Source organism: Bradyrhizobium sp. USDA 372 (assembly GCF_053629095.1).
Genome location: NZ_JBRJHR010000001.1, coordinates 7,912,497 through 7,933,795, shown reverse-complemented (window position 1 = coordinate 7,933,795; position 21,299 = coordinate 7,912,497). Strand labels below are relative to the sequence as shown.

At 63.4% G+C, this 21,299-nt stretch carries 29 protein-coding genes and 1 pseudogene; 9 read left to right on the top strand and 21 right to left on the bottom strand.

All coding sequences use genetic code 11. The annotated features are described in order from the left end of the window. Positions 1–115 precede the first annotated feature (115 nt). The 3 genes from AB7M16_RS37015 to AB7M16_RS37005 all read left to right on the top strand — a co-directional run bounded on the left by AB7M16_RS37015 (position 116) and on the right by AB7M16_RS37005 (position 1,123). The gene (locus AB7M16_RS37015) at positions 116–427 is read left to right on the top strand and encodes a hypothetical protein (RefSeq protein WP_172788510.1); all 312 of its coding nucleotides are present in this window, start codon (positions 116–118) and stop codon (positions 425–427) included. A gap of 144 nt (positions 428–571) precedes the next feature. Then, on the top strand, positions 572–757 hold the full coding sequence (locus AB7M16_RS37010) for a hypothetical protein (protein WP_453947061.1): 186 nt from the start codon (positions 572–574) through the stop codon (positions 755–757). A 39-nt stretch (positions 758–796) separates the two neighbouring features. Continuing rightward, positions 797–1,123, top strand: coding sequence for a GcrA family cell cycle regulator (locus tag AB7M16_RS37005; RefSeq protein ID WP_172788508.1), 327 nt, complete (start codon positions 797–799; stop codon positions 1,121–1,123). A 293-nt stretch (positions 1,124–1,416) separates the two neighbouring features. Here AB7M16_RS37005 and AB7M16_RS37000 read toward each other — a convergent pair whose 3' ends face one another. The 7 genes and pseudogenes from AB7M16_RS37000 to AB7M16_RS36970 form a co-directional block, all read right to left on the bottom strand. After that, the gene (locus tag AB7M16_RS37000) at positions 1,417–1,722 is read right to left on the bottom strand and encodes a VOC family protein (protein ID WP_453947060.1); all 306 of its coding nucleotides are present in this window, start codon (positions 1,720–1,722) and stop codon (positions 1,417–1,419) included. A 136-nt stretch (positions 1,723–1,858) separates the two neighbouring features. After that, positions 1,859–2,167, bottom strand: a pseudogene (locus tag AB7M16_RS36995) (GrlR family regulatory protein); the annotation flags it as partial. A 63-nt stretch (positions 2,168–2,230) separates the two neighbouring features. Beyond that, positions 2,231–2,716: a hypothetical protein gene (locus AB7M16_RS36990; RefSeq protein ID WP_453947058.1), complete on the bottom strand. Its 486-nt coding sequence runs from the start codon at positions 2,714–2,716 to the stop codon at positions 2,231–2,233. A 317-nt stretch (positions 2,717–3,033) separates the two neighbouring features. Further along, positions 3,034–3,384 carry a hypothetical protein gene (locus tag AB7M16_RS36985; protein ID WP_453947057.1) on the bottom strand — a complete coding sequence of 117 codons (351 nt, stop codon included), beginning with the start codon at positions 3,382–3,384 and terminating at the stop codon, positions 3,034–3,036. Positions 3,385–3,615: 231 nt separating this feature from the next. Next, on the bottom strand, positions 3,616–3,837 hold the full coding sequence (locus tag AB7M16_RS36980; protein ID WP_172788506.1) for a hypothetical protein: 222 nt from the start codon (positions 3,835–3,837) through the stop codon (positions 3,616–3,618). A gap of 27 nt (positions 3,838–3,864) precedes the next feature. Beyond that, positions 3,865–4,125: a hypothetical protein gene (locus tag AB7M16_RS36975; RefSeq protein WP_373569492.1), complete on the bottom strand. Its 261-nt coding sequence runs from the start codon at positions 4,123–4,125 to the stop codon at positions 3,865–3,867. A 124-nt stretch (positions 4,126–4,249) separates the two neighbouring features. Then, entirely contained in the window at positions 4,250–4,432 is a 183-nt protein-coding gene (locus tag AB7M16_RS36970; RefSeq protein WP_172788470.1) for a hypothetical protein, read from the bottom strand. A gap of 505 nt (positions 4,433–4,937) precedes the next feature. Here AB7M16_RS36970 and AB7M16_RS36965 point away from each other — a divergent pair. Continuing rightward, complete coding sequence (locus AB7M16_RS36965) at positions 4,938–5,132, top strand: hypothetical protein (protein WP_260383459.1); 195 nt, start codon at positions 4,938–4,940, stop codon at positions 5,130–5,132. A 149-nt stretch (positions 5,133–5,281) separates the two neighbouring features. Here AB7M16_RS36965 and AB7M16_RS36960 read toward each other — a convergent pair whose 3' ends face one another. From AB7M16_RS36960 to AB7M16_RS36940, 5 genes are all read right to left on the bottom strand, one after another. Then, positions 5,282–5,986, bottom strand: coding sequence for a GrlR family regulatory protein (locus AB7M16_RS36960; protein ID WP_172788504.1), 705 nt, complete (start codon positions 5,984–5,986; stop codon positions 5,282–5,284). Positions 5,987–6,307: 321 nt separating this feature from the next. Further along, complete coding sequence (locus tag AB7M16_RS36955; RefSeq protein WP_453947056.1) at positions 6,308–7,129, bottom strand: tetratricopeptide repeat protein; 822 nt, start codon at positions 7,127–7,129, stop codon at positions 6,308–6,310. Between the two features lie 32 nt (positions 7,130–7,161). Beyond that, positions 7,162–7,845: a substrate-binding domain-containing protein gene (locus AB7M16_RS36950; protein WP_453947054.1), complete on the bottom strand. Its 684-nt coding sequence runs from the start codon at positions 7,843–7,845 to the stop codon at positions 7,162–7,164. An 18-nt stretch (positions 7,846–7,863) separates the two neighbouring features. After that, entirely contained in the window at positions 7,864–8,565 is a 702-nt protein-coding gene (locus AB7M16_RS36945; RefSeq protein ID WP_172788564.1) for a GrlR family regulatory protein, read from the bottom strand. A gap of 195 nt (positions 8,566–8,760) precedes the next feature. Further along, positions 8,761–9,795: a glutamine synthetase beta-grasp domain-containing protein gene (locus AB7M16_RS36940; RefSeq protein WP_172788501.1), complete on the bottom strand. Its 1,035-nt coding sequence runs from the start codon at positions 9,793–9,795 to the stop codon at positions 8,761–8,763. 539 nt (positions 9,796–10,334) lie between these two features. Here AB7M16_RS36940 and AB7M16_RS36935 point away from each other — a divergent pair. Then, entirely contained in the window at positions 10,335–10,538 is a 204-nt protein-coding gene (locus AB7M16_RS36935; RefSeq protein WP_172788500.1) for a DUF2735 domain-containing protein, read from the top strand. Between the two features lie 111 nt (positions 10,539–10,649). Here AB7M16_RS36935 and AB7M16_RS36930 read toward each other — a convergent pair whose 3' ends face one another. Beyond that, the gene (locus AB7M16_RS36930) at positions 10,650–10,976 is read right to left on the bottom strand and encodes an MliC family protein (protein WP_439363228.1); all 327 of its coding nucleotides are present in this window, start codon (positions 10,974–10,976) and stop codon (positions 10,650–10,652) included. Between the two features lie 70 nt (positions 10,977–11,046). On the opposite strand from AB7M16_RS36930, the gene AB7M16_RS36925 reads away from it, so the two are divergent. Continuing rightward, positions 11,047–11,805 carry a tyrosine-protein phosphatase gene (locus AB7M16_RS36925; RefSeq protein WP_172788498.1) on the top strand — a complete coding sequence of 253 codons (759 nt, stop codon included), beginning with the start codon at positions 11,047–11,049 and terminating at the stop codon, positions 11,803–11,805. A 15-nt stretch (positions 11,806–11,820) separates the two neighbouring features. Here AB7M16_RS36925 and AB7M16_RS36920 read toward each other — a convergent pair whose 3' ends face one another. Continuing rightward, positions 11,821–12,540, bottom strand: coding sequence for an SGNH/GDSL hydrolase family protein (locus AB7M16_RS36920; protein ID WP_453947052.1), 720 nt, complete (start codon positions 12,538–12,540; stop codon positions 11,821–11,823). 118 nt (positions 12,541–12,658) lie between these two features. Between AB7M16_RS36920 and AB7M16_RS36915 the strand changes: the two genes are divergently transcribed. From AB7M16_RS36915 to AB7M16_RS36905, 3 genes are all read left to right on the top strand, one after another. After that, positions 12,659–13,339 (top strand): SDR family oxidoreductase, encoded by a 681-nt coding sequence (locus AB7M16_RS36915; protein ID WP_453947050.1) that lies wholly within the window; start codon positions 12,659–12,661, stop codon positions 13,337–13,339. Between the two features lie 98 nt (positions 13,340–13,437). Further along, complete coding sequence (locus tag AB7M16_RS36910; RefSeq protein ID WP_172788496.1) at positions 13,438–14,124, top strand: DUF2161 domain-containing phosphodiesterase; 687 nt, start codon at positions 13,438–13,440, stop codon at positions 14,122–14,124. 94 nt (positions 14,125–14,218) lie between these two features. Then, the gene (locus AB7M16_RS36905; RefSeq protein WP_172788495.1) at positions 14,219–14,518 is read left to right on the top strand and encodes a hypothetical protein; all 300 of its coding nucleotides are present in this window, start codon (positions 14,219–14,221) and stop codon (positions 14,516–14,518) included. 85 nt (positions 14,519–14,603) lie between these two features. On the opposite strand, the gene AB7M16_RS36900 is transcribed toward AB7M16_RS36905, so the two are convergent. From AB7M16_RS36900 to AB7M16_RS36870, 7 genes are all read right to left on the bottom strand, one after another. Further along, positions 14,604–15,209 (bottom strand): GNAT family N-acetyltransferase, encoded by a 606-nt coding sequence (locus AB7M16_RS36900; RefSeq protein ID WP_172788494.1) that lies wholly within the window; start codon positions 15,207–15,209, stop codon positions 14,604–14,606. Between the two features lie 150 nt (positions 15,210–15,359). Then, positions 15,360–15,758 (bottom strand): PaaI family thioesterase, encoded by a 399-nt coding sequence (locus tag AB7M16_RS36895; RefSeq protein ID WP_212257588.1) that lies wholly within the window; start codon positions 15,756–15,758, stop codon positions 15,360–15,362. A 171-nt stretch (positions 15,759–15,929) separates the two neighbouring features. Next, positions 15,930–17,132, bottom strand: a complete 1,203-nt coding sequence (gene kynU / locus AB7M16_RS36890; protein WP_453947046.1) for a kynureninase — start codon at positions 17,130–17,132, stop codon at positions 15,930–15,932. 8 nt (positions 17,133–17,140) lie between these two features. Continuing rightward, a complete protein-coding gene (gene kynA / locus AB7M16_RS36885; RefSeq protein ID WP_172788491.1) occupies positions 17,141–17,980 on the bottom strand; it encodes a tryptophan 2,3-dioxygenase in 840 nt (279 codons plus the stop codon). Positions 17,981–18,014: 34 nt separating this feature from the next. Further along, a complete protein-coding gene (locus AB7M16_RS36880) occupies positions 18,015–18,824 on the bottom strand; it encodes an alpha/beta hydrolase (RefSeq protein WP_453947044.1) in 810 nt (269 codons plus the stop codon). Between the two features lie 346 nt (positions 18,825–19,170). Further along, complete coding sequence (locus AB7M16_RS36875) at positions 19,171–20,448, bottom strand: ArgE/DapE family deacylase (protein ID WP_453947042.1); 1,278 nt, start codon at positions 20,446–20,448, stop codon at positions 19,171–19,173. A gap of 54 nt (positions 20,449–20,502) precedes the next feature. After that, the gene (locus tag AB7M16_RS36870) at positions 20,503–21,228 is read right to left on the bottom strand and encodes a pyridoxamine 5'-phosphate oxidase family protein (RefSeq protein WP_453947040.1); all 726 of its coding nucleotides are present in this window, start codon (positions 21,226–21,228) and stop codon (positions 20,503–20,505) included. Positions 21,229–21,299 lie beyond the last annotated feature (71 nt).

The following is a 21,299-nucleotide window of genomic DNA, read 5'->3' as shown; positions in this document are numbered from 1 at the left end:
AAGGCGCGTTGCGCGGTCCGCCCGGCCGGACGCGAGGTCCATCGCGGAAGTTAGCACTAGTCCGAGCGCGACCGAAATGCTTTGATGCGATTGGGCGTATGGCACGTGGTGCCCCATGTACATGGTCATTCGCAAGTACAGCAAGGTTCGTTCGGTAGCGGACGCCGCTCGTCGCGCAAAGAGCGGCGTTGGTGAGATCCTGAGGCAATCGCCGGGATTCAGATCTTACCATGTGCTGGATGCGGGCGACGGTGTCGGCATCGCCGTCATGATATTTGACGACCGCGAAAGCGCCAACGCAGCGAACGCCAAGATACTGGCATTTGTTCAAGCCAGTCTACCCGACCTCGATCTTGGAGTTCCCGAAATCTCTGCCGGCGAGGTTTTGGTGAACATAGAGCCCAATGGGTCCTCGGGCATCAAGTAGCCGAAAACGCTGCCGGTTAGCCTGACGCCCGCTGATGGTGCAATCAACCTGATCTGCATCGCGCTTGCGGCGATCGAGCCCTGCCACCTGAATGAGCCGCCCAAGAATTTGCGAGCGCACGTATTTGTCGAGGAGCACAAAGGCATGAAGCAACACACCTCCGAAGCAGTTTCCACCAGAGCGATCGGCTGGACACTACTCACGCTGATGCACATCGTGATGCCGCCCCGGGATCCCGATGAAGACGATGAAGACGAGGACGACGAGGACGACGAGGAGGAAGACGATGATGATGAACCGGCGGTCGTGCGCGAGCCGGAAGAAGACTAGACTGGCCCGGGTCCGGCAGTCGGTGTTATAATATGTTTCATGGGATGGGATGCGAAAGACATAGCGCTTCTGAAAAGGCTCTGGTCCGCAGGACAGAGCGCGGCGCAGATTGCGCGCCATCTCGGCTGCAGTCGTAACGCGGTTTGCGGTATGCTGAATCGTCTGGGCCTGAAGCGCGGTCACAAGCCGCCCACAGCACGGCCCCAGATAAGGCCGGCCCCGAAGCTGAGGCCGTCGTCGGCAGCCTGCGCCCGTCCAATCGCGCAGAAGGTGTCATCGAATACAGCAGAGAGGAAGCAGACAAAGGAATTCAGCAGGCAGCAGCTTTACGCCGTTCTGGCTGAGGCGGTCAGAAACACTGGCTAAGAGCTCACCACGAAGTCCTTGCGCTCCCGTCAATCTCCGGCCCGCCGCAGCCACCAACGACGCGTTCTGCGAACGCTCGGATCAATACCCACCGCGAGATTGGCCAGGCTTGTTGGATAGGCCATCGCGCCCTTCGTTGAAGGCAGCGCTGGCGCTGCCGATCGCCTCGAGCGCCAACTACGCCCCAGCCGCCCGTCAGGAACGTATTGGCTGACCGATCCCAAGAAGATTGCCTTCGCTGTCGCGGAACCACGCACCTCGCTCACCGGTGCCCTTGCTGGGGTAGTTCCCGGTTATTTGGCAATCCCCTCGACCGTCTTCAGACCAGGCAGATCATATTCCTCGAATTTGACTCCTCGCGCGCGAAGCTCGCGCACTGTTGCTTCGATATCCTCGACTTCCCAACCCATTTGCGTATGCGTGCCGGATTGCGTGCCAGCTGAGACGAATATCGCAAACTCGCCATTTGCGCAGACATAGCGCAATCCGCCTTCGCGCTGTTCGATCGGCTCAAGGCCGAGTTTTTCGGAATAGAACGCCCGAGCCCGATCCAGATCCTTGGCTGGAAGGCGGGCGGCCACTTTCGCTTTCAATAGCATCCTTCTCTCCTAAGCTCAGTCGATCTCTCAATTAGGCCGAACTTGGCATCGGACCGCTTGCTGACATTGGCGAGGGCGACCCATCAGGCCTGCTTCACCTCACGACGCCGGCATCCGACGTTCGTGAGCACTTGCCCTACGCCCGTCGCATCAGCTTGAGCGAGGCTGCCAGCCGCAAGCTTCGCTTCCCTGCGAGCGCGATGCCTTCGAGCTCGCCGCTGTCTTCCGTGCAGCTCCTGGAAACTCCGATGCCGACCTCGAGGCCGCCGAACACGGGGTTCTCGCCTTTCGCCGGCGTGTGCTCCAGGTTCAGCATCTCGCCCTTCCAGCGGCCATCCGCCGAGGAATAGGAGCCGAGGTAGTGGAAAAACGCATCGCCTCCCAGGATGCGCCCGTCGATCAGCAGCATCACGCCGGACAATCCGGCATCGACGCACCTGTTTAGGCGACGGGTAGGTCTCCCAAAACCTCAAAGGCACGATCAGCGTCAACAAACTCAGGGAGGGCTTCACGCGGGTTTTCGGAGCTGTCGTGAGGAAGCCATCTCGACCTCAGCCTCTTTTATTGTGTTGAGAACGTTTCTCACGGACGCTTCCCAATTAGATTCAAGATCGGGATCGGCTTCGATCCGCGGTGGACACAGTAAGTAGACGGGGCGAGCATCGTCGAGCCGTGCTTCGGAGCGACGCGTCGCAGCATAGGCCAACACGCGTCGGGCATCCTTATGGTGAAGGAGCAATGGGATACCAAGTGCGACGAGTGCCATCATCATCGCTACCAGCCCGTCGAGTGACAGCGTTGTCGACGCGTCGTACTGTTCAATAACGGAGGGCGGGTTGACTTGAGCGACATCCGCCGAGGCATCTACGAATGCCGCGCCGATCGTTTGCTCGCTTTCGCGCTCGATCGCGGCTGGCGGGGTGATCTTGACCACATCCGCCGACGCATCTACCGGCGCCGCGCCAGTCGTTTGATCTTCCTTACGCTCGATCAAGGATGGCGGCGCTACCTGTACTTCGACTCGTGAACGATTTACCGGTCGGCGGCTAGCCGTCGCATCGCCCTCCCCGCGACGCGCGTCCAATGAGGTTCGCGTCCCGAACGATTGCACAGATTTCTGGCCCGACAGAATCTTCCGCATGTCGTGCGGCCCGACCCTTGTTCGCTGAGCCTTGTGAAGCCTGTGGAGGTCAGACACGGGCGCCGCGTGCCTCCACATATCCCACCGCAGCCGGGGCGCGGGTCCGCGGAGTGGATAAAAAGTATCCTCACGAATCCAGCCACCACCAGACCAGGCCTTGCTCCTTTGAATCAGCTGCATGTTCGTGCCCAGCCGACTGGAATAGGGCAAGCTGTATGCACCAGCATCATGATGGCCCCCGCCATAACTGCCACCGGCACCACCAGCGGTACCCGCACCACCGCTGCCGGCCCCGGCACCACCAGCGCCACCGGCACTACCGCCGCCAGCTCCAGCACCACCAGCGCCGCCGGCACCACTGCCGCCAGCTCCAGCACCACCAGCGCCGCCGGCACCACTGCCGCCAGCTCCAGCACCACCAGCACCACCGCCGCCAGCTCCAGCGCCACCAGCCCCACCGGCACCACCGCCAGCTCCAGCGCCACCAGCACCACCGCCCCCGGCACCACCGCCACCACCACCACCGCTCCCGTGGCCAAAGGCCTGGGTGATGACCGGCGGGCCAATCAGGGTGATCAACAACGTTGCTATGACCGTAGACTTGATCACCGACCTGAGCATATCTGCCTCCAATGCGCCCTACTCTTTGGCGCGGCAACACTCTTCAGAGGCCAATAGGTCGCCAGAAGCTGAAAGTGGCCGAGTTCATTATGCGCTAAACGGCGCTTACTGATGCCCGGCCCAGCCTTTCATCAGATCAATTTCGGGTCGTGCTTCTGCTCAGCCTCAAGCACTCGTACGCGAAGCGCTTCCAGTTCGGCGAGCTGAGAAGCGAGCGCTTCGAAACGGTGACGAAGAAGAGCAGCAGCGGCAGCAGCATCCGCCCAAGGATTGCCCGCAGGCACCTTGGCCGATTTGAAGAGATCGGCCCGCGGGGCCGACGAGGAAGTCTGGATATGGTGGAGACCACCCATGGCCGGGTCCTCCGCGTGGCGACGTACCTAGGGTTCGACCCTGAGCACGTTCCCCACTGATTTCGTCGCGAGAAGAGATGGAGCGGCAAGCCGCGCCCCGGAGCGACCCTCAGCTAATCTCACCGTGTTTGTGATGATGGTGTTCGTGGGACCCCGCGCCCTCCCCGCCAGACGCCGCGACCGAGTTGATGTCGACATCAGCATGGTCACGGCAGGAGGAGTTACGGCGGCGAATTTTCCGCAGGTCTTCAAAAACTCGCGCCGGTCGTCGTGTTCGTATGAGGACATCGCGCCTCCTCATGACTCTTGCAATTAAACACGTCCGCCAGTCTGAGTAAATTAAATAAAGTTAATCGAGTTCAATCACTAAATATAACAAACCCCGAGTCCCGCTAAAAACCGGCTTCGCGTCCTAGTGCTTCGCCGGGGAGTTCTTCGCCGGTTCGTTCGAGTTTGCTCCTTGGCCGAGCTGATCGAGCCGCCGTTCGAGCTCGCGCTTTTCTGCAACGAGTCTCGCCGCGAGGATCTGATCGACCTGCGTGTGCAGCGCCCACAATTCATCCATGGACAACGCGTCAAGGTATTCTCGATCCATGCCAGCCAGCTCCGTACGGATAGAACGAGTTTGGGCCCTAGGGCACTTGCATGCGCAACGCCCTGGCCAAAAGTTCCTCGGGTATGCTCGTGATTTACCGTATTTAATATTTCCAATAATTAACGTGTATTAAATCTAGGATAATTAATTCTTCCCGTGAAGTGCTTTGGGGCGAGAATTAAACCAAAGAGCAGCCCGAAAAACGACGTGCTGGACAGAGAGGCGACGACAAAGGATGCCTCGCGGTGTGCATGACGCCACTCCTCACCTCGGAAGCGGACAATGCGAACGAGCAGAGCGGAGGTCAGCCACCAGCCAAGGGGAGACGTCAGTTGATGGCTTCGGCGCTCACAAGGACGAAAGGCGGGATGGTGATACCAAGCGCGCCCTTAACCGAGAAAGTCCGCGCGACAGCAGAGCCGCAGAGGTCGGTGGTCTCTCCATGCAGGAAAAACCCGGTCAGCAGTGCTGGCCGGGTTAGTCGAGGGAGGGACATGTGTCATCGATGTCGGGCAACAAGGCTTATTCCGAGCCGTTCCTTGCGAATTGCTGCTTTCCTTCCATTCTTGAAGAGTTGCTGATGCAGGTTAATCGCCAGTCGAGCAAGGAATTGCCACTGCACTGGAGCCCTGATTCTACTACCTTGAAAGAGCAGTTGCCTTCGATCGGTTTGCTGCCGTTGAGAACGACGCCGTTCTGAAAGCTGATCTAGCAGCTGATCTGGGACGCCAGGCAAGGCATACCGACAGCTTGCTGCGATACGGGCGGAAGGAATGGGTCTACCCGCACCTAGCCAACCCGAGGCATGCAGCTCACGAAGCGGACATCCGATGCCAATGAGTGTGCGCCCTACGCCCTTCGCATCAGCTTGAGCGACGCCGCAAGCCGCAAGCTTCGCTTTCCCGCGAGCGCGATGCCTTCGAGCTCGCCGCTGTCTTCCGTGCAGGTCCCGGAGAAGCCGATGCCGACCTCGAGGCCGCCGAACACGGGGTTCTCGCCTTTCGCCGGCGTGTGCTCCTGGTTCAGCATCTCGCCCTTCCAGCGGCCGTCCGCCGAGGAATAGGAGCCGAGATAGTAGAAGAACGCATCGCCCCCGAGGATGCGTCCGTCGATCAGCAGCATCACGCCGGACAATCCGGCATCGACGCCGTCGAGCGCGCTCAGCTTCATGCCATAGAGCCCGTTGGCGATGCCGCCCGGTCCGACCGCACCGCTCGGCGGCAAGCCCTCGTCGTCGAGGCGCGTGAGATTGGCCCAGAACCTGGCACCAGGCATGGTGTCCGCGCCGCCCTCGAGACGGATCTGGTTGCCGTAGAGGCGGCCGCGCGCCCGGATCGAGGCGACGTCGGCACCCATCAGCGGCTTGTAGCCGGGGTCCAGGTTGTGCCGCTCGGTGATGACCTGGGCGATGATCTCGCCGTCGCGCTCGACATAGGTGCCGAGATGCGCAAAGCCCGAATTGCCGCCCAGCATCTTGCCGTCATGCAAGCACATGATGCTGCAGCCGAACGCATCGTTGACGCCGTATTCAACCTTGTAGAGCCCGTCCAGCAATGCAATTCGCCCGCAAAATCAATATGGAATCGAGGGCTACCTAGCACCGCTGCCGCACCGATTCCATCCGGCCTTTCCGCGCAGGGGCCCTGCTCGAAAACGTCGGTGGCCATGATACCACTATACCCCTGTTTTGCCCGACGGGTCAAACGAACTTCGTAAAATCCGCAAGCGCGAATTTCGCTGTGATTTCAGCGGGGGCCCTACTGCGCATGGGGTTGTTTTCGGAGTTTTGTTTTTAGCGGCCCGGATGAGGGCCGATGTTCACCTGCCCGATGCGCGCCCATTGCGACTGGCCGCTCTTGAAGGGAGCGCGATCAATCAGAAGCACAGCGTGGTGACGAGCTTGCCCTGCTTGTCCTTGATCGCATAGGGACAGCGAATGCGCTCCAGCGCCTTCTTGGCGTCCTCGTCGCCGAGCGCGGCGGCGCGCTCGTAATAGGCCTTGGCGGCGTCCTTGTCCTTCGGACCGCCGCGGCCTTCCTGCGCGAAGGCCCCCATCCGCTCCAGCGCGCCGGGATGGTTTTGCGCCGCCGCCTTCTCGAACAGCGCGCGCGCCGCGACGTCGTCCTTTGCGCCGCCATCGCCTTCAGACAGCATCAGGCCGAGCTGGTACTGCGCCTCCGCATTGGTCTCGGCGGCCTTGCCGAGCAGCGCGCGGGCCTGGGCGGGGTCGGCCGGCGCGGCGCCGCCTGCACTGCCGAGCGCGGCAAGGTTGCTGACGCCGCGCGGGTTGCCGGCCTGCGCCGCCTTCTCGAACAGCTTTCGCGCCTGCGCCTCGTCCTTGGCGACACCGGCGCCGGTGCCGTAGAGCACGCCGAGCTCGACCATGGCCGCACTGGATCCCTTGTCGGCCGCCTTGCGCCAGGCCGCGATCGCCTCCGCTGTCTGCCGGTTGGCCGCATAGGCGCGCCCCAGCGCGAACATCGCGCGGCGCGAGGCGTTGGCCGCCTGCCTGCAGAATTTGACCGCGGTTGCGATGTCGGCGGACGCGATCTCCGCGACGCCCTTCACGTCGGCCGGCTTGTCGGGATCGCTGGGATCGGCGGCGAGACGGTCGCACAACACGAGATCGGCCGATTGCGCCTGCGCCGTCAGGGGCGCGGCGAGGGCCAGCAGCATGGCAAGGAGGAAAATCCGCATGATCGTCACGTTGCGTCTGTGGCTCGGCAAATTCAAGGCTCGAGTCCCGACTGGCGCAGGACGGGGGCGACCTCGGGCGATGCCAGATAGCGCAGCAAGCGGTCCGCGGCGCCGGCATGTTTCGCATTCGCCATGCGGCCGGCGGAGAACACGGCCGGCGTCTGCAGCTCGCGCGGGATCGGGCCGACCACCTCGATGCCGCCGACCTGCTTCAGCTCGCTGATCTGCTGCACGGCGAGGTCAGCTTCGCCCGTCACGAGCCGCTCGGCGGTAAAGCCCTGCTCGACGATGCTGGCCTTGGCGTTGATCTCTGCCGCGATGCCCATCCGCACGATCAGCTGGGCGAAGTACACGCCGCTTGCGCCGAGCCGCGAATAGGCGACGGACCGCGCAGCGAGCAACGCCTGGCGCAGCGCGGCTTCGTTGGCGACGTCGGGGTGCGCTTGCCCTGCCCGCACGGCGATGCCGACGAAGGAGCGCGCCAGATCCGCTGCGCTCGCGGCGACCACTTGGCCTTCGCCGATCATCTCGTCGAGGCCTTCGCGGGTGAGGATGACAAGGTCGGCGGCCTCGCCCGCGCGCAACCGCTTGAGCAGCGCCAGCGTCGGCGCGAAATCGGCATCGACATGGATGCCGCTGATGGCCTCGAAGGCGGTGGACAGGCTTCGCATCGCGCCCATCAGGCCGAGCGTCGAGAGCATGCGGACATTTTCCATTGATAGCTCCAGACGCGATCAGGCGCGATGCATCAGCTTGAGCGCAGCGGTCAGGCGCAAGGATCGCTTGCCGGCCAGCGCCGCTGCCTCCAGCACCGCCTGCTCGGCGTCGTAGCTGCCGGAGAAGCCGATGCCGACCTCGTGGCCGCCGAAGATCGGATCGTCCTTGGCCGGCGTGTGCTCCTGGTTGAGGATCTGGCCCTTCCAGCGGCCCTTCGCGGCGGTGTAGCTGCCGAGATAGTAGAAAGCCGCATCGCCGCCGAGGATGCGGCCCTGGTTGAGCAGCATCACCCCGGTGAGCCCGCCGTCGAGGCCGTCGAGCATGCGCAGGTGGATGGAGTAAAGACCGTCGCTGATGCCGGCTTCGCCGACGCCGCCCGCGATCGGCACCTCCTCCTCGGTGATCGGCGTCATCAGCGACTGGAACGGCACGCCCGGCAGCTCCTTGAGCTCGCCCTTGAAGCGATAGAGATCGCCGTCGGCCCAGCCCTTCGCGATCAGGGTCGCATCGTCGGTGCCGGCCATGGCGCGGTAGCTCGGATCGGGATTGTGGCGGACGGTCTTGATGACGACGTCGACGCCGCTGTCGGTCTTCTCGTAGCTGCCGATATGGGCGAAAGCCGAATTGCCGCCGAGCATCTTGCCGTTGCCGGCATGCATGACGCTGCGGCCGACGGAATCGCCGAGCTGAAATCTCACCTTGTAGAAGCCTTCAAACACCAGCCGTGTCCCCGGCTCTGCGCGCATCCGGACGCACTCTATCCCGCTTTCGGCGGCGATGGACAAGTTTCGCGGCGCCGGGGCCGACAGGCAGAGGAACAGCTGTCATCACAATGCAAAAATCCGCCGGAGCTTGTCGCTCCGGCGGATTGAATGCCAACCCGGGCCAGCCCCCCAGCCCGGGCCGGGAGGATCTTAGGCCGCGGCCTTTTTGTCGGTCGGCACGGACGAGATCGTCTTCAGGATCTGCGAAGCGATCTGGTAGGGGTCGCCTTGCGAGTTCGGACGGCGGTCTTCCAGATAGCCCTTGTAGCCGTTGTTGACGAAGGAGTGCGGAACACGGATCGAAGCGCCGCGATCGGCAACGCCGTAGCTGAACTTGTTCCACGGCGCGGTCTCGTGCTTGCCGGTCAGACGCTTGTCGTTGTCCGGGCCGTAGACGGCGATGTGGTCCATCAGGTTCTTCTCGAAGGCGGCCATCAGCGCCTCGAAATACTCCTTGCCGCCGACTTCGCGCATATAGGCGGTCGAGAAGTTGGCGTGCATGCCCGAGCCGTTCCAGTCGGTATCGCCGAGCGGCTTGCAGTGGAATTCGATGTCGATGCCGTACTTCTCGGTCAGGCGCAGCATCAGGTAGCGGGCCATCCACATCTGGTCGGCAGCGGTCTTGGAGCCCTTGCCGAAGATCTGGAATTCCCACTGGCCCTTGGCGACTTCCGCGTTGATGCCTTCATGGTTGATGCCGGCGGCCAAGCAGAGGTCGAGATGCTCTTCGACGATCTTGCGGGCGACGTCGCCCACATTCGAGAAGCCGACGCCGGTGTAGTACGGGCCCTGCGGCGCGGGATAGCCCGATGTCGGGAAGCCGAGCGGACGGCCGTCCTTGTAGAAGAAATACTCCTGCTCGAAGCCGAACCAGGCGCCGGCGTCGTCGAGGATGGTGGCGCGCTTGTTGGAGGCGTGCGGGGTCTTGCCATCGGGCATCATGACTTCGCACATCACCAGCACGCCGTTGGTGCGCGCACCGTCCGGGAACACGGCGACCGGCTTCAGCACGCAATCGGAGCTGTGGCCTTCGGCCTGCTGGGTCGAGGAGCCGTCGAAGCCCCAGAGCGGAAGCTGCTCGAGCGTCGGGAACGACGCGAATTCCTTGATCTGAGTTTTGCCGCGCAAATTCGGAGTCGGCGTATATCCGTCGAGCCAGATGTACTCGAGCTTGTACTTGGTCATTGAGCCTCTCTGTAGATGATGCGAAAGGTTGGGGGCCTGGCGGCCCCCGCACGTTTTGTACCCGGCCATCATCGGCCGGCCCTTCCCAAGCATTTAGCGTGCCAAAAGGCCGCAGAACGGGCTGTTTTCCACTGCTTCCGGCTCCTCCTCGCCGCGGGCGAGGCCTCCACGGCACCGTGCGTCATAGCCGCGCACCTTGACGTGAAGCTGCACTGCAAAAATCCCGCGGAAAACGCCCGATTCAGAAGCAGCTGACACCGCCCCGCGCGTTGCCGATGAAACGCGCATCAACGTCCGGTAACTTTCGCAAACTCCCCCACCCCTCCCCAGCAACCTTCGGAATGGCCCACGCGTTGGTCAGCGGCAGCGTGCCTTGGAGGATGCAGAAGGCTGCCTGCCTACAAATTGGGCGGAAACTGATTTCCTTTTCAGCACTTTCCAATCCGGGACGAGGGGCCGATATGGGGATTCCAGTAACCACAATCGAACGAGTCGGGCGCACCATGGAGGCCAAGGCGCTTCGACCAAGGAGAATCGCAATGATGAACAATGGTCTGAGTCACGGATCTGCAAAGATCTATCAATTCCCCGTCGGCGGCCGTGCGGCCCTCGCCGGACGCCGCTATGGCGAGACCCGCTTTCCCGCCGATCAGGCTTCGCTGCCAGCGAACGTCTCGATCTGCAGCGATAGCTGGTACCACCAGGACGCGGTCGACGAAGCCAAGCCCAAATGGGAACGCTGATGCCAGCTGCTGGTCCGACAGTGCCAGGCTCTCGCAACCGGCCGGCGACAGTTTGAACAAGGGTCGAAACAACGGCGTTTCGGCCCTTTTCGATTCCAGGCGGCCCCCGGGCTAGATCCCGGACTTTTCGACCACCGCGCAGGCGGTAACCGGCCGTTTCAGATGCTTGACCGTAGCGGGGCCGGTCTTGGGAATCCTCAGCGCAACTCCCGCCCCCGAATAGCGCGCCCCCGAAACCGCCAGCCGCTTGGCGAGCGCGACCGGCTCGCCGTCGATCTGGAGAAAGGCGCGCTTGTCGCCGTCATAAAACCCGACGATGAACTGCGTACCATCGGCGCAGCGATAGGTTTGGAAGGTCTGCGCATCGGCCTGCCGCCCACCGAGCATTCCGCCCGCCAGCATGCTGACCGTCAAAACAATGGCCTTGTGCCGGCCCATGATCGCCCCCTGTAATAGACCGCAAGATGCCGAACGTGCATCCGGTGGAACCATAACCCAAGCTGATCCCATGCAAGACTCCTCCCTCAAGGACTCCCCTGCCCGTCATCTCGCCCTCCAGGGTGCCAGCAATTTCCGCGACCTCGGTGGCTACCCGACCGCCGATGGCCGCACCACGCGCTGGCGGCACATTTTCCGCTCCAACCATCTCGGCCAACTCACCGCGGCCGACGTCGAGATCGTCCGCGCGCTCGGCGTGCGCAGCGCCTTCGATTTCCGCGGTGTCGAGGAGCGCGCGGCCGGCATCTGCGTCGTGAACGAGATCACGGTGCATTCGCTGCCGATCGAGCCGACCGTCGTGGCCGCGCTGCGCGCCGAGCTCGCGAAGGGCACGCTGACCGCGGCCGTGGCGCTCGAGCTCATGCGCGAGTCCTACCGCAACTATGTCCGCCACAACACCCACAGCTACCGCGCGCTGTTCGGCCATCTGCTGGAAGACCGCGCGCCGCTCGTGATCCACTGCACCGCCGGCAAGGACCGCACCGGTTTTGCCAGCGCGCTGATCCTGCATGCGCTGGGCGTGGCGGACGATGTCATTGCGGACGATTACCTCTTGACCAACCGGCACTACAAGCGCGACCCGTCGAACGCCTCCGATCTGCCCGCCGATGTCCTTGACGCGATCGGCAGCGTCGAGGCCTCTTACCTGGCGGCCGCTTTCGAAGCGGTCGGCAGCGAATATGGCGATCTCGAAACCTATTTGCGCGACGGGCTCAAGCTCGGCACGGCAGAGCGCACCGCACTGAAGGAGCGTTATCTGCAGGCGTGACCCGCGGCGGTAGCCTCAGGCCATCGGCCCGAGGGCTTTGATGATGGCATTCTTGAGCGCCAAGGAAACTTGTTGGGTGCTCCAATCGTTCTGGTGCAGCTTGTCGGGATCACTCGTGTCGATCAATTGATCGAACGAGACATTGTTCTGCACGTGCCAGTGCCGCATCAGCGACCAACGCCGAAACAAATTCACACTTGCCTCATTGGCAGCTTCGCGGATCAGCCGGACCATCTTGTCAGCGAGCTCGGCGCGGTCATCCCAAAGCATCTTCGTCACGTATTGCGGATCGATCACCAGAACCTCGAAGCCGCGAGCGTGTAATTGCGCCAGGCCCTTCCTGATGTCCCCGGCAACGATATCCACGTCATACTTGTCGTTATGAAAGACCGCGTTGGTTCCGACCTGCCAGATGACCAATGCCGGATCATCACGAAAAATATCGACATCGAAGCGTCCAAGCTCTTCGGTTGCCTCTTCGCCGCCCTTGCCCCGGTTCAGGACGTCAATCCGGATGTCCGGCCGCGGCACCACATCCTTGAAATACTGCCGCAAATACATCTCCAGCCTATAGGGATACGGGACGACGTCGGCTCGTCCGGCTGTTGACGACGAGCCCATGGCGACGATGCGCACTGGTCCCTTGTCTCCCAACGCCTGTCGGAGCCGCATCAGCGGATATGTCAGGTCGACGATCGCAGCGGGAAATTCGACGGCTGGCAAATTGTCAGACATGAAATGACCTCCTCAACGATCTAAAGTTGCATTTGTAGCTCAGTCTTGATGTTGCCGCCATTGCAAGCGCAATCCACCCCGCGCAATAGTCAGTGAAGGATAACGATGGAGAGCAATCGTGCAGGGGAAAGTAGTTGTCGTGACTGGCGCGCTCGGCGCACTCGGCAGAGTCGTCGCGGAGATGGCACGGTCCCGCGGCGCGCGGATTGCCGGGATCGATCATGCGCCCTCGCAATTGTCAGAGACGCCCCAACGCATCGTGATGGGCGGTGTCGACCTGTCCGACGCGGGGCAAGCGAAGAATGCCGTCGATGCGGCGGCGAAGCATTTCGGCCGACTCGACGCGCTGATCAACATCGCCGGCGGCTTCGCCTTCGAGACCGTCGGCGACGGCGACATCGCGACGTGGCAGCGCATGCACGCGCTGAACGTCCTGACGGCGCTCAACGCCTCGCGCGCGGCGCTGCCGCACCTTGCCAAGTCCCCGGCCGGCCGCATCGTCAATATCGGCGCCATGGGCGCACTGGAGGCCGGCAGCGGCATGGGCCCCTATGCTGCGTCGAAAGCCGGCGTGCATCGCCTGACCGAGGCTCTCGCCAACGAGTGGAAGGGCAAGGTTACCGTCAATGCCGTGCTGCCCTCGATAATCGACACAGCGGCCAACCGCGCCGACATGCCGAAGGCGGACTTTTCCAAATGGGTGACGCCACAGGAACTCGCAGAGGTGATCCTGTTCCTCGCCAGCGATGCCGCCAGCGGCGTCACCGGGGCCCTGGTCCCGGTCGGCGGCCGGGTCTAATCGCGTTCCGATCCGACAGTTAGAGACATCGGCTCCGATTCAATAGGGGCCGAGAAGGCTCTAGACTGTCTGCAACTGATTCTCCGATCGGACGTCCCTTGGAAACCGCGCTTTACCTCCCCGTCAAACGCTTCCTCGAAGAGCTCGGCTTCACGGTCAAGGGCGAGATCGGCGGCTGCGATCTCGTCGGCCTCAGCGCCGGCGATCCACCCGTCGTGGTGATCGGCGAGCTCAAGCTTGCCTTCAATCTCGAGCTGATCCTGCAGGCGGTCGATCGCGCGCCGGCCGGCGACGAGGTCTGGATCGCAGCGAAGATGTCCGCGCGCGGCAAGGGGCGCGAGAGCGATGCGCGCTATCGCAATCTCTGCCGCCGCCTCGGCTTCGGCATGCTTGGCGTGACCGATCGCGGCCAGGTCGAAGTGCTGGTGAAGCCGCCGACCGCGGCACCGCGCCGCGAGCCGAAGGTGCGCTCGCGTCTGGTTGCCGAGCATCAGCGCCGCCAGGGCGATCCCGTGCTTGGCGGCAGCACCCGCGCACCGATCATGACGGCCTATCGCCAGCAGGCGCTGGCCTGCGCGGCGGCGCTTGCCGAGGGGCCGAAACAGGTGCGCGCGCTGCGCGAACGCTGCCCCGATGCCGGCAAGATCTTGCTTAACAATGTGTATGGCTGGTTCGAACGCGCTGAGCGGGGAATCTACCGGCTCACCGAAGCCGGACACGCCGCCCTGAAGCGTTGGCCCCAGCAACGGGTGGAGGTCGGCGCAGGTGCTGCGTCACCGCTGTGACACCAGACCGGTGCATAGCTGAGATGCCACACCGATTCCATATTGCAATGCAACATTGGCAGCACTAGGTATCCGGCATCGAAATGAGGCCGTTATGAGCGCAGACTGGAATACCAAATATGGCACACGGCGCGTGCGCCACGATCCTCCGACCCTCGACGAGGCGATCTTCGCTGCGATCGGCATCACCGACGACCAGGCGCAGCAGGCCGAGATCGCCGCAGCCTTGATGGGGATGCCGCTCGACGTCGTCCAGGCCGAGGTGAAGAAGCAGGCCCGCGCCAACAGCCGCATCACGGCGACGCGCGTGATCGCCGGCGAACAGGGCGCGCAGCGCTCCGTGGTGGTCGAACGCCGCGTTGTCCGCCGCTTCGGCGCCGCCACACGCAGCTGAGCATCCATTTCATCTCATCGCACGGAACACGAAAGCGGACCGGCCTGGCCGGTCCGCTTTGTGATTCCTGTGCGCAATTTCCGGGCTATGCAGCCCGATTGCCGTACATGCTCGAGATCAGCTTCCAGCACGTGCTGTTGAAGCTGAGAAGAGCGCGTCCGGCCGTGAACGGCGAGGCCGCCAGATCGGCAAGCTCGGCCTCGGGCGTCTTGGCGAGGTCGATCGTGCCGGTCGATTCGCCGTGGCGGAAAGCCAGATGGGCCCCGAACTTCCTGGCGAGCGCCCGCATCGCGTGATTCTCGGCACCCGTCGTGATGCGCAGCCGCTTGTAGCCCTTCCAGCGCGCCTCCGCGATCAGGCGGCGGAACAGCACGGTGCCGACGCCCTGGCGGCGCGCGGAGGCTTCCACGCTGAAAGCGACCTCCGGCAAGGAATCGTCCTCCGGGGGATGCAGCTCAGCCGCACCGCGCACCACGCCGTCGACCATATAGGCAACGATCACGGTGCCGTCCTCGGCGCAGCGGGCGGCGTAGCGCTCGATGAAGCTGTCGTCGAGAAAGCCGTTGAAACGGTCGTGCCGGCTGGCGGCATCGAGCCTCAGCAGGTGATCGCGCAGGAGCGGCAATTCTTCCTGCTGGATCAAGGTCCGTACATAGCCGGGAACGGTACGGACGGTGTCTTCAAGTACCACGTCAGAAACTCCTCTTGGTGTCCCTCGAGGAGGCGTTCGAATCCCTAGGCCCCCAATATTGTGCATCGCACCATGATTTTCAAGACGGGAACCTGCCCAAGATTCGGGCGCCAACGCGATTAATTCGTTAATAAAATCAAAATGCTGTAGTCACAGTACCAGCTGCGTCTGGGTCACCACCGCAACCAGCTTGCCGTCCTCGGTTTCCAGCCGGGTGGTCCAGACCTGGGTCCGCCGGCCCCGGTGCACCGGGGTGGCAGTAGCGATGATTGTGGCCCCCTCCTTTGCCCCGCCGATGAAATTGGTTTTGCTCTCCAGCGTGGTCGTCCCCTTGGCGTCCTCGGGCAGATTGATCACGGTCGCCGCCGCGCCGACGGAATCGGCCAGCGCCATCACGGCCCCGCCGTGGATGGTGTGGTGCAGCGTGCAGAGATCGGCCCGGACGGTCATCCGCGCCACTACGCGGTCCTTCTCCGCCTCGACAAACTCGACGCCCTTGAGCTCGGCGAACGGCATCTTCATCGCTTTAAGTTTCTCGAGCGGCGTCATCGGAACTGCTCCCAATTGGTTGTTGGTTCAGCGTGAATTGCCCCGCGCGGCGAAGCAATGACGTCCGAGGTAATGGCGGTGCTGACGTCCTCACGCAATGCCATACTCTCGTGTCCCGGACGCGCAGCAACGCGAAGCGTTGCTGCGCTGCGTCCGGGGCACTAGACCGCCTCACGTCACCGCGTTCACCACCTGGTACTCCGGCCGTCGCCACACTTCCCCTGAAATCACCTCTTCGATGATCTCCGCCGCCCGGATGATCTCATTCTCTCCGACATAGAGCGGCGTCAGGCCGAACCGCATGATGTCAGGCGCGCGGAAATCGCCGATGACACCACGGGCGATCAGGGCCTGCATCGCGGCGTAGCCGCCGTCGAAGGCGAACGAGACTTGCGAGCCGCGGCGCTCATGATCGCGCGGGGTGACGAGCTTGAGCTGCGGACAATGGCGCTCGACTTCACTGATCAGGAGATCACCCAGCGCCAGCGAACGCGCACGAACCTCCGCGATATCGACTTTGTCCCAGATATCGAGCGAGGCCTCCAGCGCCGCCATGGCGAGCACCGGAGGGGTGCCAACGCGCATGCGTTCGACGCCGCCCGCGGCCGCATAGGCTAGCTCGAACGCAAACGGTTTTGCGTGGCCCATCCACCCCGACAGAGCGGCGCGAGCGCTGTCGGCATGACGCGGCGCGACGTAGAGGAAGGCCGGCGCTCCGGGACCCGCGTTGAGATACTTGTAGGTACACCCCGCGGCGAAATCGGCGCCGCTCCCGGCGAGATCGACCGGCAGCGCGCCGGCGGAATGGGCGAGATCCCAGACGGTGACGATGCCGAGCGCGTGCGCTCTCGCGGTGAGCTTTGCCATGTCGTGGCGACGGCCGGTGCGGTAGTCGACCTCGGTGATGTACAGAACGGCGATCTCGTCGGACAACGCACCCTCGATCTCCTCAGGTGCCACCAGACGCAATTGATGGCCGCGCCCAAGCGTCGCGATCAGGCCCTCGGCCATGTAGAGGTCGGTCGGGAAGTTGCCGGTGTCCGACAGGACGATCTTGCGGGACGGGGTCATGTCGAGCGCGGCGGCGAGAGCCTGATAGACCTTCAGGGACAGCGTGTCTCCGACCATCACCGAGCCGGCCTCCGCCCCGATCAGCCGCGCGATGCGATCGCCGACATGGCGCGGCTGGACATACCAGCCTGCGGTGTTCCAGGCGCGGATCAGCTCGTTGCCCCACTCCTCGGTGATCACGCGGTTGACGCGCTCGGCAACGCCCAGCGGCAGCGCACCGAGCGAATTGCCGTCGAGATAGATCAGGCCGTCAGGCAGATGGAACAACGCTTTGGTGTCGTCGTAGACGCGAAGCCTGGTCATGGACATCCCTACAGAATCGTACGCACGCGCCAGAGCTCGGGAAACAGCTCGACCTCGAGCATGCGTTTCAGATAGCTCACGCCGCCGGTGCCGCCGGTGCCGCGCTTGAAGCCGATGACGCGCTCGACCGTGGTGACGTGGTTGAAGCGCCAGCGCCGGAAATAGTCCTCGAAATCGACCAGCTTCTCGGCCAGCTCGTAGAGCATCCAGTGCGTCTCCGGCGCCTCGTAGACGATACGCCAGGCCTGCAGCACGCCTTCGTTGAAGCTGTGCGTCTCGCGAACGTCGCGCGCCAGCACCGCCGCAGGCATCTTGAGCCCGTTGCGGTCGGCGAGCCGCAGCACCTCGTCATAGAGGCTTGGCGTCGCGAGCTCGGCTTCGAGCAGCTTGACCGTCTCGGCATCGTGCGCGTGCGGCTTCAGCATGGCGTGGTTGCGGTTGCCGAGCAGGAATTCGATCAGCCGGTACTGGCGTGACTGGAACCCCGAGGATTGACCGAGCTGCGAGCGGAAGCGGGTATACTCGCTGGGCGTCATGGTCCGGAGTACGTCCCAGGCGTTGTTGAGCTGCTCGAAGATGCGCGACATCCGCGCCAGCATCTTCATCGCGGGGGCAACCTCGTCTTTGGCGATCGCGCGGCGAGCAGCGCTGAGCTCGTGGATGGCGAGCCGCATCCACAACTCCGTGGTCTGATGCTGGATGATGAACAGCATCTCGTCATGCGCCTCCGACAGCGGGTGCTGCGCGCCAAGAATCGCATCCAGCGCAAGGTAGTCGCCATAGGACATGCGCCGGGCGAAATCGGTCTCGGCGCCTTCGCTTGCAGGATCGTAATCGCGGGACGTCATGGCGGGTCCTTTCGATCGATCTTCCTGGCTTTGCTCAGTCGAGGCCGATCAGGCGGGCAGTGATTGGCGAGGACGGGTCCTTCAGCCCGTCAATCACGGTAAAATGGTTGAGACCGGGATCGATGACGAGGTGCGTCGGCACGTCGAAGCCGGTCCAGATATTGGCCATCAGATCGGACTGGCGGATGAATTCGGGCCGCTCGCTGCCGCCGACCCAGGCCGTTACGGGCGAATGCCCCCGCGGCAGATGCAGCGCCGCGCTTTCGAGGCTCGCCTCCTCCATGGTCATGCGCAGCGTGTCGTTCATCTTCGTCTTGAGCAGCGGACGCAGATCATGCAGGCCGCTGATCGAGAGCGTGCCGGCGATGCGGTTGTAGACGGCGGCCTCGAGACGGCTGTCGTCGCACAGCATGCGCGTGACGAGATGGCCGCCGGCGGAATGGCCGGCGAGCCGGATCGGCCCCGAGACCAGCGATGCCGCTTTGGCGATCGCGGTGGTGATTTCCGCGGTGATATCGGAGATGCGGGCAGCCGGCGCCAGCGTGTAGCTCGGCAGCGCCACCGCCCAGCCATGATGCCGCGCACCTTCGGCGAGGTCGGTCCAGGCCGACTTGTCGAAGCGCATCCAGTAGCCGCCATGAACGAAGACGACCAGACCCTTGCTATCGCCGTCAGGCAGGATCAGGTCGAGCTTTTGGCGCTCGCCGGCGCCGTAGGCGATGTCGGGACGAAATTCCTTCAGCCCGGCGCGGTAGGCCGACGCCCGCTCCGCCCACAGCGCCGGCATCTTGTCCGAGCCCGGGATATGGGCCGAATTGGCGTAAGCGTCATCCCAATCGCGCATCGTTGCTCCCGAGGACTGGTCCAACGAACCGGACGCCAGTCTGCCACCGGGACGCCCGCTATCCTAGTCTTTCTTTTAAGCTTAAAGGAGTTGGCGAGGCCCGTGTTTCGGGCACAGGGCGGCAAGATGGTTCTCCTCACCCTGAGGAGCTGCGAAGCGGCGTCTCGAAGGGCGAGGCCACCGGCCGTGCCTTCACCCTTCGAGACGCTTGCTCCGCAAGCTCCTCACCCTGAGGACCTAACCGCCGTTCCGTCATTGTGAGGAGCACAGCGACGAAGCAATCCAGGCTGCCGCCGCCGAGAGATGCTGGATTGCTTCGCTGCGCTCGCAATGACGGCGGAGAGGCCTACGCCTTCTCCAGCCCGCACCATTCCGCGATGAACAGCGCCATCGCCTTGGTCGCCTTCTTCAATGAATCCAGATCGACGAACTCGTTGAAGCCGTGCATCTCGCCTCCGCTGGCGCCAAAGCAGAGGCTCGGGATGCCGTGGTTGAGGCCGTAGAAGCGCGTGTCGGTCAGTGCCGTGAAGACGAGATCCTCTGGCGTGCCGCCATAGACCCCGTTGAAGGCCTTGCCGAACGCAGCCTCAGGCTCCCTAGCGTTGGTCAGCTCATAGCCTTCCGACAGGAAGCCGGACCACTCGACCTGCGGCGGATTGTTGGCGAGGAAGCGGTGGTTGCGCGAAGCGGCGGCGACGCAGGCCATGATCTCCTTCTGGTGATCGGCGATCGACCAGCCCGGCAACACCGCAATCCGGCAGTCGACATCGCACCAGGCCGGCACGCTGGAGGCCCAGTCGCCGCCCTTGATGACGCCGGCGTTGAAGTTAACGGGATGGTCGATCGTCTTGAAGTGACGGTCGGCCTTGGCGCGCTCGTTCCATTCGATCTCGAGCTTCTGCAGCGCCTGGATCAGGTGATACGCCGCCATGATGGCGTTCGCGCCGGAGCCTGCGAAGGCGACGTGGGTCGGGTGTCCCTTCACGCGGAGGCGAAACCAGATCACGCCAACCTGCGATCGCACCATCTTGCCGCCGGTCGGCTCCGGAATGAAGCAGGCGTCCGCGCGATAGCCGCGCTGCAGGGTGGACAGTGCGCCGACGCCGGTGCTCTCCTCCTCGATCACCGATTGAAAATGGATCCGCGCCGTCGGCCTGAAGCCAGCCGCCTTGATCGCGTCCAGCGCATAGAGCGCACCGATCGTCCCGGACTTCATGTCGCAGGCACCGCGGCCGAACATCTTGCCGTCCTTGATGACCGGCGAGAATGGCGGCGTATCCCACAATTCGAGCGGACCCGCCGGCACCACGTCGCAGTGCCCTTGCAGGATCAGCGACTTGCCGCCATTGGTTCGCGGGCGGTAAGTGCCCACCACGGATCGCGCCTTCGAGAAGTCGTGCTCGATCGGGCCGAAGCCGCGCAGATCTTTCAAATCCTCGACATCGATATGCCAGTCGTCGACCTCGTAGCCGCGTTCGCGCAGGAGATCGCCGATCATGTCCTGGCAGGGTCCCTCCGCCCCGCGGGTCGAAGGGATCGCGACGAAATCGCTTGTAGTTGCAAGCTGAGCTTCGAAGCCGTTGTCGACGGCGTCAAGAATCCTCTGCTGCGTTTCGGCATTCATTCGGGCGACTCCAGACATTCCAATGATCCCAAGGAGCGCGCAAACTAGCCGATTTCAGCCGTTCGGGTACTCCAGAAAATATGCATCCCGCAATGCATCTTCGAGCAGCCGGCCTTCGGAATAGCCGTTCAGCGTCGCAGGCCGGCTCACACCATCGAGCAGGCGCGGACACGGTTCCGGGGCGCCGAGCACGGTGCGGACCGGAATGCGCTCCGCATAGATCGGCAACGCATAGTCCTCATCGTCGTCGGCGACACCCTTGCTCCGGATCTTGGCCGAAGCTTCCTCGATTTCCATTGCGATGAACGACGTTGCCTTGATTTCCTGTGTGGTGCTCTGTCGCAGGCCGGCGGTGCGATCCGGGAAGAAGCGATCGACCATCGCGATCACCGCCCGCTCCTTCTCATCGGGGTCGGTGACGAGATAGGCCGTGCCGAACGCCATGACGGCGCGGTAGTCGGCGGAATGGTTGAAGCCGCAGCGCGCCAGCACGAGGCTGTCGAGATGGGCGACCGTCAGGCAGACGCGCTCGCCCCTGCTCTGGTTGCGCAGCATGCGGCTGGCGCTCGATCCGTGCCAGTAGAGCTTGGTGCCCTGCCGCCAGAAGAAGGTCGGCGTGCAATAGGGCTGGCCGTCGATCGCGTAGGAGACGTGGCACAGCATCGAGGAATCCAGGATGCGATGAACCGTGTCGTGATCATAGAATCCGCGGTCGTGCCGGCGCTTCACCTGGTTGCGTGCCGATGTCGGATAGGAAGTCGAGGTCTCGGTCTGGTTCACGGCCGCTCCTGCTCGGATAGAAGAAAATCCGGAGCAGTTGTAGCGGCGCATTTGGTCTGCGATAGTTCCAA

Excerpts from the sequence above, each read along its gene's own strand:
- AB7M16_RS37010 (WP_453947061.1), top strand. The coding sequence starts at position 572 with ATGAAGCAACACACCTCCGAAGCAGTTTCCACCAGAGCGATCGGCTGG.
- AB7M16_RS36875 (WP_453947042.1), bottom strand. The coding sequence starts at position 20,448 with ATGAATGCCGAAACGCAGCAGAGGATTCTTGACGCCGTCGACAACGGC.
- kynA (WP_172788491.1), bottom strand. The coding sequence starts at position 17,980 with ATGACGTCCCGCGATTACGATCCTGCAAGCGAAGGCGCCGAGACCGAT.
- AB7M16_RS37015 (WP_172788510.1), top strand. The coding sequence starts at position 116 with ATGTACATGGTCATTCGCAAGTACAGCAAGGTTCGTTCGGTAGCGGAC.
- AB7M16_RS36965 (WP_260383459.1), top strand. The coding sequence starts at position 4,938 with ATGTCGGGCAACAAGGCTTATTCCGAGCCGTTCCTTGCGAATTGCTGC.
- AB7M16_RS36905 (WP_172788495.1), top strand. The coding sequence starts at position 14,219 with ATGAGCGCAGACTGGAATACCAAATATGGCACACGGCGCGTGCGCCAC.
- AB7M16_RS36895 (WP_212257588.1), bottom strand. The coding sequence starts at position 15,758 with ATGACGCCGCTCGAGAAACTTAAAGCGATGAAGATGCCGTTCGCCGAG.
- kynU (WP_453947046.1), bottom strand. The coding sequence starts at position 17,132 with ATGACCAGGCTTCGCGTCTACGACGACACCAAAGCGTTGTTCCATCTG.
- AB7M16_RS36925 (WP_172788498.1), top strand. The coding sequence starts at position 11,047 with ATGCAAGACTCCTCCCTCAAGGACTCCCCTGCCCGTCATCTCGCCCTC.
- AB7M16_RS36935 (WP_172788500.1), top strand. The coding sequence starts at position 10,335 with ATGATGAACAATGGTCTGAGTCACGGATCTGCAAAGATCTATCAATTC.
- AB7M16_RS36950 (WP_453947054.1), bottom strand. The coding sequence starts at position 7,845 with ATGGAAAATGTCCGCATGCTCTCGACGCTCGGCCTGATGGGCGCGATG.
- AB7M16_RS36930 (WP_439363228.1), bottom strand. The coding sequence starts at position 10,976 with ATGGGCCGGCACAAGGCCATTGTTTTGACGGTCAGCATGCTGGCGGGC.
- AB7M16_RS36975 (WP_373569492.1), bottom strand. The coding sequence starts at position 4,125 with ATGTCCTCATACGAACACGACGACCGGCGCGAGTTTTTGAAGACCTGC.
- AB7M16_RS36880 (WP_453947044.1), bottom strand. The coding sequence starts at position 18,824 with ATGCGCGATTGGGATGACGCTTACGCCAATTCGGCCCATATCCCGGGC.
- AB7M16_RS37000 (WP_453947060.1), bottom strand. The coding sequence starts at position 1,722 with ATGCTATTGAAAGCGAAAGTGGCCGCCCGCCTTCCAGCCAAGGATCTG.
- AB7M16_RS36970 (WP_172788470.1), bottom strand. The coding sequence starts at position 4,432 with ATGGATCGAGAATACCTTGACGCGTTGTCCATGGATGAATTGTGGGCG.
- AB7M16_RS36920 (WP_453947052.1), bottom strand. The coding sequence starts at position 12,540 with ATGTCTGACAATTTGCCAGCCGTCGAATTTCCCGCTGCGATCGTCGAC.
- AB7M16_RS36955 (WP_453947056.1), bottom strand. The coding sequence starts at position 7,129 with ATGCGGATTTTCCTCCTTGCCATGCTGCTGGCCCTCGCCGCGCCCCTG.
- AB7M16_RS36940 (WP_172788501.1), bottom strand. The coding sequence starts at position 9,795 with ATGACCAAGTACAAGCTCGAGTACATCTGGCTCGACGGATATACGCCG.
- AB7M16_RS37005 (WP_172788508.1), top strand. The coding sequence starts at position 797 with ATGGGATGGGATGCGAAAGACATAGCGCTTCTGAAAAGGCTCTGGTCC.
- AB7M16_RS36980 (WP_172788506.1), bottom strand. The coding sequence starts at position 3,837 with ATGGGTGGTCTCCACCATATCCAGACTTCCTCGTCGGCCCCGCGGGCC.